Source organism: Roseateles oligotrophus (assembly GCF_025717515.1).
Classification (GTDB): domain Bacteria; phylum Pseudomonadota; class Gammaproteobacteria; order Burkholderiales; family Burkholderiaceae_C; genus Paucibacter_A; species Paucibacter_A oligotrophus.
Map to the genome: position 1 here is coordinate 542,511 of NZ_JAJIRN010000003.1, position 15,163 is coordinate 557,673.

Genomic DNA, 15,163 nt, shown 5'->3' on the forward strand with positions numbered 1-15,163 from the left:
AATCATGAAGCCCATGCTCGAGCGTGATCGCGTTACGCGGGAAATATTCGAACAAGAGATCGTGCCCGCCTATCAACCGGTGGTGATGCGCGGCTTGGTCGGGCAATGGCCGCTGGTGACCCAAGGTCGTGCGGGGCTGGAGCCCTGCTTGCAGTACTTGATGAGCTTTGACCAGGGCGAGGCCGTGGACGCCGTGCTGGCCAAGCCGGGGCCCACGCGCGCCTTCAGCTATAAGCCGGAACTGGATGGTTTCAACTTCATGTACGACAAGCGCCCCTATGCCGCCTTGTTTGAACAGCTTTGGCGCTACAGCCATTTCGCCGAGCCGCCCAGCTTGGCGGCGCAAAGTGCGCTGGTGTCAGAGGCCTTGCCCGGCCTTGAACGGGTCAATGCCTGCCCGCTGCTAGCGGCCGATGTTACGCCGCGCATCTGGATTGGCAACCGTGCCACGGTGCCTGCGCATTTCGACGACTCCCACAATATTGCCTGCGTCGCAGCAGGACGGCGCCGTTTCACTTTGCTGCCGCCGCAATGTGCACCGCTGCTTTATCTGGGGCCACCGGACTATGCGCCGACGCCCGCGCCCATGTCGGTGGTGCCCGATTTGCTGACGGCCGACAGGGAGCGCTTTCCCTTGCTGGCTGAGGCCTTGGAGCATGCCGCGGTGGCCGAGTTGGAGCCGGGCGACGCGCTCTACATCCCGCCCTTGTGGTTCCATCAGGTTGAGGCGCTGGCGCCGCATCTGAATATTCTGATGAACTACTGGTGGCGGCCCGAGCCCGCACCGCAGCGCAAGGATGACTTGCACATCGCCGCCATGCGCTTGGCAATGCTTGCATTTCGCCATCTGCCTGAGCCTGAGCGCGAAGGCTGGCGCGCCATGCTGGCGCATTATGTGTTTGGGGCGAGGGATGAGGCGCTTGCGCATATTCCCGCAGGCCAGCGGCATATGTTCGGCGAAGTGGATGCGGCCTTCGATGCGGCGATCCGCAGAGATATCGCTGACCGCATGAATTCCTGAATTCAGCATGGAGACCTATGAAGCCGGTTGAGAGTTGCGTGGCGGCCGATGAGCCGGAGCTTAAGCGACGCCTTGAGCAATCTGCTCAGCCGCTGTTGCTCAGGGGGCTGGTCCGGCACTGGCCTGCAGTACATGCCGGCCGTGAAACGGCTCTGGGTATTTGTGACTATCTGCGCCGGTTTGATCAGGGGACTGAGGTCATCGCCACCAAGACGCGAGCTTCGGCACGCGGTGTGATGGGTTTTAACGAAGCCCTGACCGACTTTGATTTCGTCAAGGCGCGCATGGGCTTGGCCGAGTTCATGGCGCATCTGCAGGCCTATTTGCCTGTTGAGGGCGTGCCGTCCATTGCCGCGCAATGCGCCAAGGTGAGCGAAGTCATCCCTGGCTTCTTGGCCGAAAACTCCCTGAACGCATTGCCGGGCGTGATTCCAAACTTTTGGCTGGGCAATGCGCTGACGGTGCCGGTGCATCATGACCATCCCTACAACATCGCTTGCGTAGTGGCGGGGCGGCGCCGCTTTACGCTTTTTGCGCCCGAGCAGGTGGGCAATCTCTACATGGGCCCGCTTGAGTTCACGCCGTCGGGCGCGCCGATCTCGGTCGTGCATCCGAATCAACCCGACCTTGAGCGGTATCCGCGCTACCGTGAGGCCTTGGCTTGCGCCCAGATCGCCGAGATGGAGCCGGGCGACGCGCTCTACATCCCGCCATTGTGGTTCCATCAGGTCGAGGCCTTGGAGAAAGTGAACCTGCTGATCAACTACTGGTGGCCGGTGATGGGAGAGCCCGAACTGCCAAGCCCGGTAGCCAGCCTGCTCCAAGCCATCAAGGTGTTGAATGCAATTCCCGCCCATCAGCGCGATGCCTGGGCGGCCATGTTCGAGCACTATGTGGTGCAGCGAAAGCAAGATCCTGCGGCGCACATACCCGCTCAGATGCAGGGAGTTTTGGCGCGGCGGTCGTGAACGGCCGCACATAGGCCCCAGACAGGCCGCTACCAGAGATAAAGCTGCAGGGTCTGGTCACCGGCGCGGGGTGGAATATTGGCAAGCAGTTCGCGGTGGTCGGGGAAGTTCAGGGCGCTGCGCGCCACGAAGTCATCCACCGTGTTCAGGCGATGGCGTGCTTGATGGGCGGTCGGCGGTTGTAAGTCATCCCCTTCTGGAAAAATGCCCATGCCTGCCAGCAGCGCATACCAAGAAACGATCGGATAGCCCTGCCCGAAGCGGCCCGCTTTGAGAACGGGCGCCAGTGGCTTGCGCGACATCCAGGTCATCAGCACCTGTTGCAGCGAGGCCGACAAATTCATGTTCTCGGCGTTGGCGCGCCAGTAATCGGTGTCGGTGCGCGAATTGGTTTTGTAGTGCGCCACGATGTAGTCGCGGGTGTTCTCGAAGCGCACCCGCATGGCTTCGTTGAACTGGTCCTGAGCGGCTTGGCTGATGTCGCCCTGCTCCAACGCATCCACCAGCATGCCCGCCGTGCGTTGCACAAACAACAGCGCCGTGGCCTCCAGCGGTTCAATGAAGCCTTGTGACAAGCCCACAGCCACGCAATTGCGATTCCATTGCTTGGCCATGCGGCCGACACGCATCTTCAGGTGCCGGGCCGGGAGGTCGGAATCCAGCGCGCCGATGTGTTTGCGCAACTCGGTCTCGGCCTGGTCCGCCGAGCAATGCGCGCTGCTGTACACATAGCCGTTGCCGCAGCGATTGGTGAGCGGAATCTTCCAGGCCCAACCGTGACGCAATGCGGTGGAAACGGTTTGTGATTCGATGACGCCTTCGTGCGGCGTAGGCATGGCTATCGCCGCGTCGTTGAAGAGGTTTTCGGCGTAGGAGATGAACGGGGTCTGCAGTGCTTTGCCGATCAGCAAGGAGGCAAAGCCGCTGCAGTCGACGAAGAAGTCGGCCTCCAGGGAGCTTCCGTCACCGAGTTGCAGGCGATCGATATCGCCCCGCTCATTCAGCATCACTTCGGTGACATGGCCTTGCAGATGGCAAACGCCGCGCTCCACGGTCTTGCGGCCTAAAAATGCCCCGAGCAAAGTGGCGTCGAAGTGATAGCCGTACCAAACGTCAAAGGGAAAGCTGTGTTGCGCGCGCGGACCACGGCCCTGGCGGGCCAGTGCGGCGGCGACGAAAAAGCGGTCGGGGTGGGCGTGGACGTCCGCGCCGTCCAGCCGCGCATGGACGTTGTCCACGAATTGATGCATGGTCATGTTGTCCAGCATCGAGGCGAAGGGGTGGAAGTAGCGCTCGAAACCCGGTTTGGTGGACCAGTTCTGAAAGGTGATGCCACTCTTGTAGGTGGCGTTGCAGGCCGGCATCCATTCCGACTCTTCGATGCCCAAGCCATCGAAGAAGCCGCGCAGCCAGGGCGTCGAGCCTTCGCCCACGCCGATGATGCCAACCTGCGGTGACTCCACCACTGTCACCTTGAGCCGAGGACCGTAGGCCGTGGTCGCCAGCATCAGCGCCGTCATCCAGCCCGCCGTGCCGCCCCCCACCACGCAAACATGTCGCACGGGTGGCGGTGCGTCGGTGGATTCGCCAAGTGAGCGGGCGGCAATGTGTTGATTGAAGACGGTGGCGGTGTCGTTCATGAGGGCTTCGCAAGGTAAAAAGGGGAACGTGTTTGACACGTCCCCCTTTGATTATGGTCACATTGGGCGCTACTGGAACCCGAGGGCCCTGGTAGCGCCGTCTGACATCAATACTTGATGCGCGCGGTCAGATAGAACTGACGGCCGTTCTTGTAGATGGCGCGGGGCTGGGACTCGAAATCACCGTAGTACTTCAGCGTAGGATCATTCAGATTCTGCGCGTCAAGGCTGACAGCGAAGTGCTCATTGATCTTGTAGCCCAGCGATGCGGACAAGACACCACCGCCCATCTGGTAGTACTTGGTGCCACGGTCGCGGCCCAAGTAGTTATCCGACGAGTAGCCGTAGGTCAAGCGTGCCGAGAAGTTGTCGTTCTCGAAGAAACCACCTACGTTGGCAGTGTGCTTGACCGAACCACGCAGATCGGCACCATCAATATCGTGAGAGTCTGCAAAGGTGTAGTTGGCATTGACGCCGAAGTTGCCTGCAACTGGCATTTCAAACGCGAACTCCAAGCCCGTGACGCTGGCCTTCTTGTTGATCTGAGTGGTCAGATCGAAAGGAGCCGTGATCATGGTGTTGCCAGGCTTGCCAGGCTGTCCACCGGCAGGGGTGAGGTCGGTCGTGAGGTTCGCGCGCTTCACACCATCGATGATGTAGCTATCAAGTGCCATGTGGAAGGCACCCATCGAAACGAAGGCGCGCGGCGCGAAGTACCACTCGATGTTGGCGTCAAAGTTGGTCGAGCGAACTGGATCCAGATCCGGATTGCCAGTGGAACCGGTGCCCACTGCTTTACCGGTTGGGTCGCTGTACACGCCCGTGAGTTGAGCGCTTGACAGCGCGGTGTAATCAGGGCGAGTCATCGTCTTCGACAGCGCCATGCGCGCAACCACCTTAGGCGTCACGTCGATGCGGATGCTTGCGCTGGGCAGAGCGTCCGTATAGCTGCGCTCTTGGAAAGTCTGGTAGTAGCCCGACGGATCCGTCCAAGCTGGGCCAACGGCTGCAAAAGCGGACGCGGCATAGCCTGGCTTTGTCTTGTCACTGGTGGGAACCCAAACCAAGGACGAGGTCTTGGTATTGACAAGCCGCAGGCCAACGTTGCCGCTCCAGCCTTCGCCTTCCAAGTTACCCATCAAATAGCCGGACTTCACGTTTTCCTCCACCGAGTACTCGTGCAGAGCCATGCGGCGGGCGATAGGGCGAGCAGCGTTGATCTTGTTATATGCGGCCAGAGCCTCTGGTGATGCATACTTGATATCGGTCGGGAAGCCGCTGCCCAAGCCGCTACCGAAATTGCTCGGATAGGACCCAGTGTAGTCGCCGTCCTTCAGGCCAATAGGCAGACCATTCGCGCCCGACACAGGGGCGCCCCAGTTTGGACCTTGACCGATGATGGGGCCGTCCGTGAATCGCTTGTGGTTCGCGCCGCGCACGCCGAACTTCAGGCCGCGGAGCATGCCCATGTCGAGGGAGTATTCCGCATCGACCTGACCCCAGGTTTCCTTGTCTTGAACGACAACGTTTTGGTCGCCAAAGATCCAGTCCAACTGATAAGGTACACCAGCATCAGGGGAGGCAGCCTTCTTGATGTTGAAGGAAGGAGCCGTACCGCCGCCGTGCAGCGCGAAGCCACCCGAGGTCGCATGGATGTCGCCTTCAAACACGTCTTGGGTAATGGTCTTGCCCTTGCCCGTAGATGTGCCTGCGTTGCCCGAGAATTTCAGTGCGTCGTTGACCTTCCAGGAGCCTTCCAGGTTGATGAAACCGGTTTCGGCCGAGGCCTTGCGCGAAATCATGTCGTACACGCCAAAGACGGTGGGCTTCGCGAACGTGTAGTCGGCGCTGGTCAGGATGTTGGTCTTGGGGTCAACCGTGACGTTGCTGATCGCCGATGGCGAGCGGCTCAACGCCCATTGGTTTGACAGCATGTAATTGCGGTTGTAATTGTCCGCTTCCATCTTGGATTGGAAGCCGGTCAGCGACAGGTCGATGTCCTTGGTAGGCTTGAACTGGGCGCTCACCAAGCCACCCGTGCGCACGCGTTCCTGCGTGAAGTAGGCCGAACCCATCAGATTGGGGAATAACACACCTTCCAAGCTCGGGTTTAGAGCCACGGCATCCGCATGCGACGCTTTGGTGATGGGCGTCAGGGACATCTGACCATCATGTGCGAAAGTCTCGACACCATCGCGACGCAGCGTACGCTTTTCGTTGAACGCTTGCACCAAGATGCCGAAGGTCTTGGATTCGTTCTTGTAGTTGAAAAGGGCGCTCAGTTGCGGGTCTGACTTCTTGGGCAGGTCAGCATAGACTGCGCCCACACTGGCTTCGAAGGTCAGCGCTTTGGCGAAGTCCAGCGGTTTGCGGGTGATGATGTTGATCGAACCGGCTGTACCGCCTTCGGTATCAGAAGCTTGCGCGTTCTTGTGCACTTCAACGCGGCTCACCAATTCGGAGGGGAGCAGCGAATAGCTGACGCTGCGGCCGACGCCGGCGCCGGTCTGCTCCAGCACGAACCAGTCGCCATTGGCGACGGCATGGCTGTCCAGCATGGTCTGGGTCAGGCTAGGGTTGGTACCGCGCAGGCCGACACGGTCACGCTCGTCAAAACCACCCGAGCCGCCCGATGGGCTGTTCAGGATGGTCACGCCAGGCACACGAGCCAGCGAGTCGGCTACGTTTTTGTCGGGCATCTTGCCGATGTCTTCGGCGGAGATGACGTCGATGTGGGTGTCAGCATTGCGCTTGACGCTCAGCGACTTCTCTTGCGATGCGCGAATACCGGTGACGACAACCTGCTCAAGCTGGTTGGTGTCTTCTTTCTTGACGGGCTTTTGTTCAGCCTGTTGCGCGTTCGCTGCGAATGCGACGCTCAAAAGTGTCAGCGTTACCGCTGCAGCGATAGGGCTCTGTTTGACCTTCATTTCTTTTCCTTAATTTGGCCAAGAGACTTTTATAACTCGGCCTGTTTCCACTTGGTACCTAAGCCCGGTCAGCCTGTTTGGAGGACTGCGAAGAGCTTGACACCGCTAAAGACATACGAATGCAACCAATGCCATGCCACTATACGGCGACGTAGTGCCACTTTGCTACCACTTTTATGTCCGTGTTTTCCCTGTTGTGGCGGCGTTGCCACCAAAATTTTCGATCCTATTTGAAAGGACTGACCGCCTTCGACCCGGCTTCTATTTGCCCGGTGCGGGTTCGCGAAACTCAAGGACAGGAGACCATGCCTTTGCCCGCGAGCGCCCTGTTCATGCGGTGTGGCCGGCTTTCATGGCAGGGTAAATACTGCTCCGCACCTTGTGATTTTGAATGTGTGAGGTTGCGGAAAGTGCAGCGCTGAGGCTGAGTTGTGTCAAACATGCGACGGCTGTCCGCGCCGCGTTCTACTTCTTGAATCTAATTGCGGGGCTTGTGTTGGGTAGTCGATTGGTATGCTCTGGAGGGTTTCAGGTGGTATTGACCCTAGAGAGGCCTGGCGACGCGCCGACCCAAAAAGATATGGCCCTTATCCGGCGCGGTGGGATTGCGTTTGCTGACTCGATCATCCTGTGCCAGTCAAACGAGGTGCCCGGGAAGCATCTGCCGCCCCTGATCAAGCTGCTCTTGTGCGCCGCCCCTACGGGCTGTGACGCTCTAGCCGGTCCGACCGGAAAGAGTAGTTGCAGCACCGGGCTAAAAAAAAGGGCAGTAGGAACGAATTCCTACTGCCCCTGTCAGGGAGTTTCTAAACTAGGCTTTAGTACTTCGCGCGCAAGGTCAGGTAGTACTGAGCGCCGTTGTCGTAGAAGGATTGAGGCTGCTTGTTGTTGGCGCCGTCATACTTGTACGACTTCAGGATCGGCTTGTTGATGTCCTTGGCGTCAAACGTCAACGCCAGATTGGGTGTGAAGTCATAGCCCAACGATGCCATCCAAGTGCCCGACGTATCTTGATAGATCGCGTCGGCTCGGCTTAGGCCGTTCAGGAAAGCAGAGCGGCGGTTGTAGGCGACTCGAGCATTGAAGCCATAGGCTTCGTAGTAGCCGCCGATGTTGAACGAATTCTTCGAATTGCCCAGCATGTCGCAAGCTTGATCCTTGCCCTTGGCTTGTTCGGCCTTGCAACCATCGCTAGTTTCCTTGCCGTCCGCATAGGTGTAGTTCGAGTTGAAGCCAAAGCCAGCACCAATCGGCATGTCGATATTCAACTCGATGCCGTTAACAGAGGCCGTCGTGTTCTTGGCGGCTGTCAATGTGTACTCTTCAAGCTTGCCGGTCTGAGTGTTCAGGAAGGTGCCCTTGAAGGTTCCGAGCGACACATAGGACTTCAAGTCCATGTGGAACAGGGCTGCCGAAACCATTGCCTTTGGAGCGAAATACCATTCGGCGCCGACGTCAAAGTTATTCGACAGAATCGGCTTCAGGTTTGGATTTCCGCCGGTACCTGTATGCGTCAAATTGTCCAGGGAAAGGCTGCCAAGCTGCCCGAAATCTGGGCGGGACATCGTTCTGGCCAGCGATGAGCGCAGGACGATGTCACGACCGAGGTCGGCGCGCACGGAGGCGCTAGGCAGGTATTCGGTATTGGTGTTCGAGACGGTCGAGGCGGCGTAAGTCGTCTTGTCAGCTTGCAGCAGATTACGAGTGACGTCCGTCTTTGAGTGCACGGCGCGCAAGCCCATATTCGCTGTCACGTTGCCGAAAACCATGTCGGTCATGACATAGGCAGCGGAGACAGGCTCTTTAACTTTGTAGTACGAATCGTTGAGCAAGGCGCCGGGAGTCTGGTACTTGGCGCTCCAGGCGGCCAGCGTTCCCTTGTCCATCTGTGCGTAGTCAATCGATGGCAAACCAAGGCCCGAGCCGTAGTTGCTCGGATACAGCTGGCCGCCCCATGGCAAAGTGCCTGGCACCCGGCCAGCGGCTGCTGTATTGAGTCCGTATTGCGTCAGTTCACGTGTGTGCTCGGTGTAGCGGGCGCCAAATTTGAGCCGCTCGAACATGCCTTCACCCAAATTCAGCATGCCATCGGCTTGGCCGTAGTGCTCGGTGTCCTTAGATGTGGTGTTCGAGCCCCATGGATCCAACTGGACAAGGCCTGCGTCGCCATCGGGTCCAACGGTCCACTTGCCCGAATTGGCAACCTTGACGACAACAGGGTTGCCGCTGCCGCTGCTCTTGTAATCGACAGAAGCTGGCTGAGCCCAGATTTCCATGCCAATGTCTTTTGGAGTCAAGCCTTTGCCGGTGGTGGTGCCGAGCTTGGTGCTGACGCTGAAGGCATCGCTGATCTTGAACTTGCCGTCAAAGTTGAGGTACTGGGATTCTGATGATGCGCCCGGACGATAGATGGTGTCGGTTGCTGAAGGCGCGCAAGTTGCACCTGCATCACAAGTGGTGGCAGCAGGAATAGTGATCGCTGAGATGTTGCCGCCGCCAGCGGTGATGCCGGTAGGAATCACTCCGCTCGGTGAATTGACGATTGGCTTGTGCAGCGTCGTGATGAAGTTGCGGTTGATATTGTCGGCCTTCAGCTTGGACGTGAAGCCGGACAACTCAAGGTCAACGCCGGCAGTTGGTCGGAATTGAACAGTCAGCAATCCACCTTCGCGCTTACGCTCTTGTTCGAACAGGGCGGCGCCGGTCATCAAGCTCATGACCTGGCCCTTCAATTCGGGGTGCGCTGCGATCGCTAGGTCGTTGTGACCCCACAGTGAGTCGATCGAACCGTGCCAGAAGAACTCTTGGCCATCACGGCGAATGGTGCGCTTTTCACTGAAAACTTGAGCCATGACGCCGATTGTCTTGGCCTCGTTCTTCCAGTTAATCGCAGCACTCAGTTGAGGGTCATACTTCTCAGACAACGTGGAGTAGACCCCGCCAATTGAAGCCAGCGCTTCAAATTGCTTCTTGGCATTCAAAGGGGAGCGAGTCTTGATGTCGACCGAGCCTGCAACACCGCCTTCAACCGTATCGGCGCGGGAAGTCTTGGAGACTTCAACGCGGTCAATCATTTGCGAAGGCAGAAGCGAGTAGCTGACGCTACGGCCAGAAGCAGCTTGGTTCAGGATGAACCAGTCGCCAGTACCAACGACGTGCCCGTTGATCAGGGTGTTGGTCAAGCTTGGTGGGGTGCCGCGCATGCTTACGCGGTCGTTTTCGCCGAATCCGCCTTCATTGCCGCCGGCGGTGATTGTGTTCACGCCTGGCAGGCGTTGTAGGGAGTCGGCTACGTTCTTGTCGGGCATCTTGCCCACGTCTTCGGCGGTGATCACTTCCATGATGCCCTCGCCGTTGCGCTTGGCATTGATGGAGGACTCGCGGGCCGAGCGGATACCGGTAACCACCACTTGCTCAAGCTGGGTGCTGTCTTGCTTTGCTGCTGGCTTTGTTTCAGCCTGCTGCGCTTGCGCTGCCAATGTAACGCTCAGCAGCGTCATCGTGACGGCTGCTGCGATAGGGCTCAGTTTGACCTTCATTACTTATCCTCAATGTAGACAGGAGCAATTTAATGGCTCGGTCCGGTTTCAATTAGCACCCGCGCTCCGGAAGTCCGAATTGAGGACTAGGAAGGGCTTGATGCCGCCAAAGACAGATGAATACAACCAATCTCATGCCACTATACGGTCCGGTAGTGCCACTTTGCTACCACTTTTGTGTCCGTGTTTTCCCTGCTGTGGCGGCGCCGCCACCGAATTCTTTGGCGGGACTTGGTGCTTGTGGGTTCGTTTGGATTCGATTGCGGTGATTGCAATCTAGGAGTGCGCTGGAGGCGCCCCGTTGCGGTGTTCTCGCCCTGTTTGTCTGGCTTGGAGGGGTTTGGTGCTCGGGTAGCTGCTGTTCTGCAACGATAGCCTTGTGACGTGTGGCGGGGTCAAGCCGGGTTTGCTGCGAAGAACTTGTAGTAAGGATGCGACGGGATCCGTTGTGATCTTCTAGTCGTTTGGTCTGGGTGCGTGTTTGCGGCGGGTGTTGAACTGGTATGCCAAGCCCCGCTGAAGGTGGTATGCGGTCTGGTGGTAAGTGGCGGGCATCTTGGGGGTGAGTTTTTGCGATTCAAAGCCCTCTTTGCTTTGTAATTGAAGAAATCCCTTTGCGCGCTGAAAATGCTGTGCTATAGTTGCGGGCTTGCCTCGGAGGGGTGGCCGAGTGGTTAAAGGCAGCAGACTGTAAATCTGCCCGCTAACGCGTACGCTGGTTCGAATCCAGCCTCCTCCACCAAGGCAAACGCTTTTCTTGATTCGAGTCGCTGGCTGGTCCGGCGACTCGATCCCGGGAGGGCGAGTGAAAGTAAGAAGTAAGGCAAGGCTCCCGGGCGGGAGTAGTTCAATGGTAGAACTCCAGCCTTCCAAGCTGATCACGCGGGTTCGATTCCCGTCTCCCGCTCCAGTGCTGTTGGTGTCGGTCTTTATTGTTTGTAAGTCGTCGATACTGGTTTGCGGTTTTGAGTAAAGTCTCCAAACCTGTGTCGATGCCCATGTGGCTCAGTGGTAGAGCACTCCCTTGGTAAGGGAGAGGTCACGCGTTCGATCCGCGTCATGGGCACCACCTCTTTTTTCTTCTTCTAGTCTGTACTGATACTCTTTCGGAGCGCAGAAATGGCAAAAAGCAAATTTGAACGTACCAAGCCACACGTCAATGTGGGCACGATCGGTCACGTTGACCATGGTAAGACCACGCTGACGGCGGCTATCGCAACCGTGCTGGCAGCTAAGTTCGGCGGCGAGGCCAAGGCCTATGACCAGATCGACGCGGCACCGGAAGAAAAGGCTCGTGGTATCACGATCAACACGGCTCACGTTGAGTATGAGACGGCTGGCCGTCACTACGCACACGTGGACTGCCCAGGCCACGCCGACTATGTGAAGAACATGATCACCGGCGCGGCTCAGATGGACGGCGCGATTCTGGTTTGCTCGGCCGCTGACGGTCCGATGCCACAGACTCGCGAGCACATCTTGCTGGCTCGTCAGGTTGGTGTGAAGTACATCATCGTCTTCCTGAACAAGTGCGACATGGTGGACGACGCCGAGTTGCTGGAGCTGGTCGAAATGGAAGTGCGCGAGCTCTTGTCCAAGTATGACTTCCCTGGCGATGACACACCGATCATCAAAGGTTCGGCCAAGCTGGCGCTGGAAGGCGACAAGGGTCCATTGGGCGAGCAGGCGATTTTCGCGCTGGCCGATGCACTGGACAGCTACATCCCTCAGCCTGAGCGTGCCATGGACGGCGCCTTCTTGCTGCCGGTTGAAGACGTGTTCTCGATCTCGGGTCGCGGCACCGTGGTGACCGGCCGTATCGAGCGCGGTATCGTCAAGGTCGGCGAAGAAATTGAAATCGTTGGTATCCGTGATGTCCAAAAGACAACCGTGACCGGCGTGGAAATGTTCCGCAAGCTGCTGGACCAAGGTCAAGCCGGTGACAACGTCGGCATCTTGCTGCGCGGCACCAAGCGTGAAGACGTCGAGCGCGGCCAAGTGCTGAGCAAGCCAGGTTCGATCAAGCCACACACCCACTTCACGGCTGAGGTGTATGTCTTGTCTAAGGAAGAGGGCGGCCGCCACACGCCGTTCTTCAACAACTATCGTCCACAGTTCTACTTCCGTACGACTGACGTGACCGGTGCTGTTGAATTGCCGAAGGACAAGGAAATGGTTATGCCTGGCGACAACGTCGGCATGACGATCAAGCTGATCGCTCCGATCGCGATGGAAACAGGTCTGCGCTTCGCGATTCGCGAAGGTGGCCGTACCGTTGGTTCGGGCGTGGTTGCTACGATCATCGCTTAAACTATCAGCGCCATAGGGGCGTAGCTCAATTGGCAGAGCGTCGGTCTCCAAAACCGAAGGTTGAAGGTTCGAAACCCTCCGCCCCTGCCAACTTCCGCTGATCACGGTAGTTGGTTTACTGGTTCTAGGCAATCGGCCCGCGGGAGTTATTCCCGGCGGGCTTTGCTGCTGGTGGGTATCGCCGAACAAGTGTTTGAAATATCGAATGTCCGCACTCAGTGCGTGGCATGGAAGTGAATCAATGTCCAATTCTCAAGTCGAAACGGTAACAACCAGCGCTGATAAGGCCAAGTTGGTCGGTGCGGTGCTGTTGCTGACGGCTGCCCTCGTGGCCTATTACTCCTTGTCCAAGCAGGGGCCTATCGTTCAATGGGCGGCGCTGTTGGTGCTGCTGGCTGGTGCGGTGGGTGCGTTTTTTACTTCCGAGTCGGGCAAAGCCTTGATCGCTTATGGGCGCGACTCGACGCGCGAGGTGCGCAAGGTGGTTTGGCCGACGCACAAAGAGGCGCGCCAAATGACCGGTTATGTTTTCGCCTTTGTGGTGATCATGGCGCTGTTCCTTTGGTTGACCGATAAAACGCTGGAATGGGTCTTGTACGACTTGGTGCTGGGTTGGAAGCGTTAAGCAAGCACCGACCTGACGTTTACTGAGCGTTGAAATAGCGTTGAAGGATTGCAATGACTGAAGAACTAGGCAACGCCGCGGTCGAGGCCGTGGTGCCGACCGGACTCCCCAAGCGCTGGTATGTGGTGCACGCCTATTCGGGCATGGAAAAGGCGGTTGAGCGCAATTTGCGTGAGCGCATTGACCGTGCCGGCATGCAAGACAAGTTTGGCCGCATCCTGGTGCCGACCGAAGAAGTCGTTGAGTTGAAGAACGGCAAAAAGGCCGTCACCGAGCGCCGTTTTTTCCCTGGCTATGTGCTGGTTGAGATGGCGATGGAGGATGACACCTGGCATTTGGTCAAACACACCTCCAAGGTGACCGGTTTTGTGGGTGGCGCGAAGAACCGTCCGGCTCCAATTTCCGAGGCTGAGGTACAGAAGATCGTCAATCAGATGCAAGAAGGCATCGAGAAGCCACGGCCAAAGGTCGAGTGGATGGTTGGCGAAATCGTGCGCGTCAAGGAAGGCCCGTTCACGGACTTCAACGGCGCCATCGAAGGTGTCAATTACGACAAGTCCAAGGTCAGCGTGTCCGTCACCATCTTCGGCCGCGCTACGCCGGTCGAGTTGGACTTCGCGCAGGTCGAGAAGGTTTAAGTTTAAGAGCTGGACAGGGCTCGCTGGGTGTGTAAGTGCCCGGCAATCTGTCCGTAATCAGTTCACAACGAGATGTGAACAAGAGGAGCAAGGGTATGCGGCGTCAAGCTGCTAGCCCCTTGCGCTAGCACTCAGGGGTTGCGGCTCAGCCGCCGCGACTCTGTTAGGAGAATCTATGGCTAAGAAAATTGTCGGCTTTATCAAGCTGCAAGTAGCGGCAGGCAAGGCGAATCCATCGCCGCCGGTCGGTCCCGCGCTGGGTCAGCGTGGCCTGAACATCATGGAATTCTGCAAGGCGTTCAACGCCCAGACGCAGGGTCATGAGCCAGGCATGAAGCTGCCGGTGGTGATTACCGCCTTCGCAGACAAGAGCTTCACTTTCGTGATCAAGTCGCCTCCAGCGACTGCCCTGATCAAGAAGTTGGCCAAGCTGGACAAGGGTTCGGCCAAGCCGCACCTGGAAAAGGTCGGCAAGCTGACCCGCGCCCAGTTGGAAGAGATCGCCAAGATCAAGACCAAGGACCTGACTGCAGCCGATTTGGATGCAGCAGTTCGTACGATTGCTGGTTCGGCTCGCTCGATGGGCGTGCTGGTTGAGGGAGTCTGATATGGCCAAGCTTACAAAACGCCAAAAGGCGAATCTGGGCAAGGTCGAGACGACCAAGCTGTACTCGCTGACCGAAGCCTTGACCCTGGTCAAGAGTCTGGCCGTTGCCAAGTTCGACGAATCCATCGACGTGGCTGTTCAGCTGGGCGTGGACTCGAAGAAATCTGACCAAGTCGTTCGCGGCGCGGTCGTGATGCCACACGGCATCGGCAAGACCAAGCGCGTGGCCGTGTTCGCTCAAGGCGCCAAGGCTGAAGAAGCCAAGGCAGCCGGTGCAGACATCGTCGGCATGGAAGACTTGGCCGAGCGCATCAAGGCTGGTGACATGCCTTTCGATGTGGTCATCGCCTCGCCAGACACGATGCGTATCGTCGGCACCTTGGGTCAGATCTTGGGCCCACGCGGCCTGATGCCTAACCCTAAGGTCGGCACCGTGACGCCCGACGTCGCGACCGCTGTCAAGAACGCCAAGGCTGGTCAGGTCCAGTTCCGCGTTGACAAGGGCGGCATCATTCACGGCACTTTGGGTCGTCGTTCGTTCGACACCGATAAGCTGGAAGGCAACTTGCGTGCGCTGATCGAGGCTTTGAACAAGTCCAAGCCAGCCACCAGCAAGGGTGTTTACCTGCGCAAGGTCGCTGTGTCTTCCACCATGGGCGTTGGCGCCCGCGTGGATGTGGCCAGCATCAACGCTCAGGCTTCCGCCTAAAAAAGCGAACGAAATTGTGCGGCGCGAGTCTGGCGCTGTGCCGAAGAATTGGTGGGGCGAATTGGGCGCAAGCCTGGTTCGCGTCATCCAAGACCGCTGGTGCGAGTACCTTCGGGTACTTGCTTAATGGACAACGGAGCCGAGAGCCTTGATAGCTTGGAGCCTTGTTTGAAGCC

10 protein-coding genes and 4 tRNA genes are annotated in these 15,163 nt (G+C 58.2%); 11 read left to right on the forward strand and 3 right to left on the reverse strand.

Features of this window, described 5'->3' with window-relative positions; translation table 11 throughout:
* The first annotated feature begins 4 nt into the window (after nt 1-4).
* Nucleotides 5-1,021 (forward strand): cupin-like domain-containing protein, encoded by a 1,017-nt coding sequence (locus LNV07_RS08605; protein ID WP_263570768.1) that lies wholly within the window; start codon nt 5-7, stop codon nt 1,019-1,021.
* Between the two features lie 17 nt (nt 1,022-1,038).
* Entirely contained in the window at nt 1,039-1,989 is a 951-nt protein-coding gene (locus tag LNV07_RS08610) for a cupin-like domain-containing protein (RefSeq protein ID WP_263570769.1), read from the forward strand.
* Between the two features lie 29 nt (nt 1,990-2,018).
* Here LNV07_RS08610 and LNV07_RS08615 read toward each other — a convergent pair whose 3' ends face one another.
* The 3 genes from LNV07_RS08615 to LNV07_RS08625 all read right to left on the reverse strand — a co-directional run bounded on the left by LNV07_RS08615 (nt 2,019) and on the right by LNV07_RS08625 (nt 10,098).
* On the reverse strand, nt 2,019-3,629 hold the full coding sequence (locus tag LNV07_RS08615; protein WP_263570770.1) for a tryptophan halogenase family protein: 1,611 nt from the start codon (nt 3,627-3,629) through the stop codon (nt 2,019-2,021).
* A gap of 107 nt (nt 3,630-3,736) precedes the next feature.
* A complete protein-coding gene (locus LNV07_RS08620) occupies nt 3,737-6,559 on the reverse strand; it encodes a TonB-dependent receptor (RefSeq protein ID WP_263570771.1) in 2,823 nt (940 codons plus the stop codon).
* An 818-nt stretch (nt 6,560-7,377) separates the two neighbouring features.
* Nucleotides 7,378-10,098, reverse strand: a complete 2,721-nt coding sequence (locus LNV07_RS08625) for a TonB-dependent receptor (RefSeq protein WP_263570772.1) — start codon at nt 10,096-10,098, stop codon at nt 7,378-7,380.
* Between the two features lie 656 nt (nt 10,099-10,754).
* Here LNV07_RS08625 and LNV07_RS08630 point away from each other — a divergent pair.
* The 9 genes from LNV07_RS08630 to rplA all read left to right on the forward strand — a co-directional run bounded on the left by LNV07_RS08630 (nt 10,755) and on the right by rplA (nt 14,987).
* Nucleotides 10,755-10,840, forward strand: a tRNA-Tyr gene (locus LNV07_RS08630).
* Nucleotides 10,841-10,934: 94 nt separating this feature from the next.
* Nucleotides 10,935-11,008, forward strand: a tRNA-Gly gene (locus LNV07_RS08635).
* 84 nt (nt 11,009-11,092) lie between these two features.
* Nucleotides 11,093-11,167 (forward strand) — tRNA-Thr (locus LNV07_RS08640).
* Nucleotides 11,168-11,217: 50 nt separating this feature from the next.
* Entirely contained in the window at nt 11,218-12,408 is a 1,191-nt protein-coding gene (gene tuf, locus LNV07_RS08645) for an elongation factor Tu (protein WP_263570773.1), read from the forward strand.
* 14 nt (nt 12,409-12,422) lie between these two features.
* Nucleotides 12,423-12,498: transfer RNA gene (locus tag LNV07_RS08650), tRNA-Trp, on the forward strand.
* A gap of 151 nt (nt 12,499-12,649) precedes the next feature.
* A complete protein-coding gene (secE, locus tag LNV07_RS08655) occupies nt 12,650-13,033 on the forward strand; it encodes a preprotein translocase subunit SecE (protein ID WP_263570774.1) in 384 nt (127 codons plus the stop codon).
* A 53-nt stretch (nt 13,034-13,086) separates the two neighbouring features.
* Nucleotides 13,087-13,671, forward strand: a complete 585-nt coding sequence (gene nusG, locus LNV07_RS08660; protein ID WP_263570775.1) for a transcription termination/antitermination protein NusG — start codon at nt 13,087-13,089, stop codon at nt 13,669-13,671.
* A 175-nt stretch (nt 13,672-13,846) separates the two neighbouring features.
* Nucleotides 13,847-14,278, forward strand: a complete 432-nt coding sequence (gene rplK / locus LNV07_RS08665; RefSeq protein ID WP_263536003.1) for a 50S ribosomal protein L11 — start codon at nt 13,847-13,849, stop codon at nt 14,276-14,278.
* Between the two features lies 1 nt (nt 14,279).
* The gene (gene rplA, locus LNV07_RS08670; protein ID WP_263570776.1) at nt 14,280-14,987 is read left to right on the forward strand and encodes a 50S ribosomal protein L1; all 708 of its coding nucleotides are present in this window, start codon (nt 14,280-14,282) and stop codon (nt 14,985-14,987) included.
* Nucleotides 14,988-15,163: the final 176 nt, after the last annotated feature.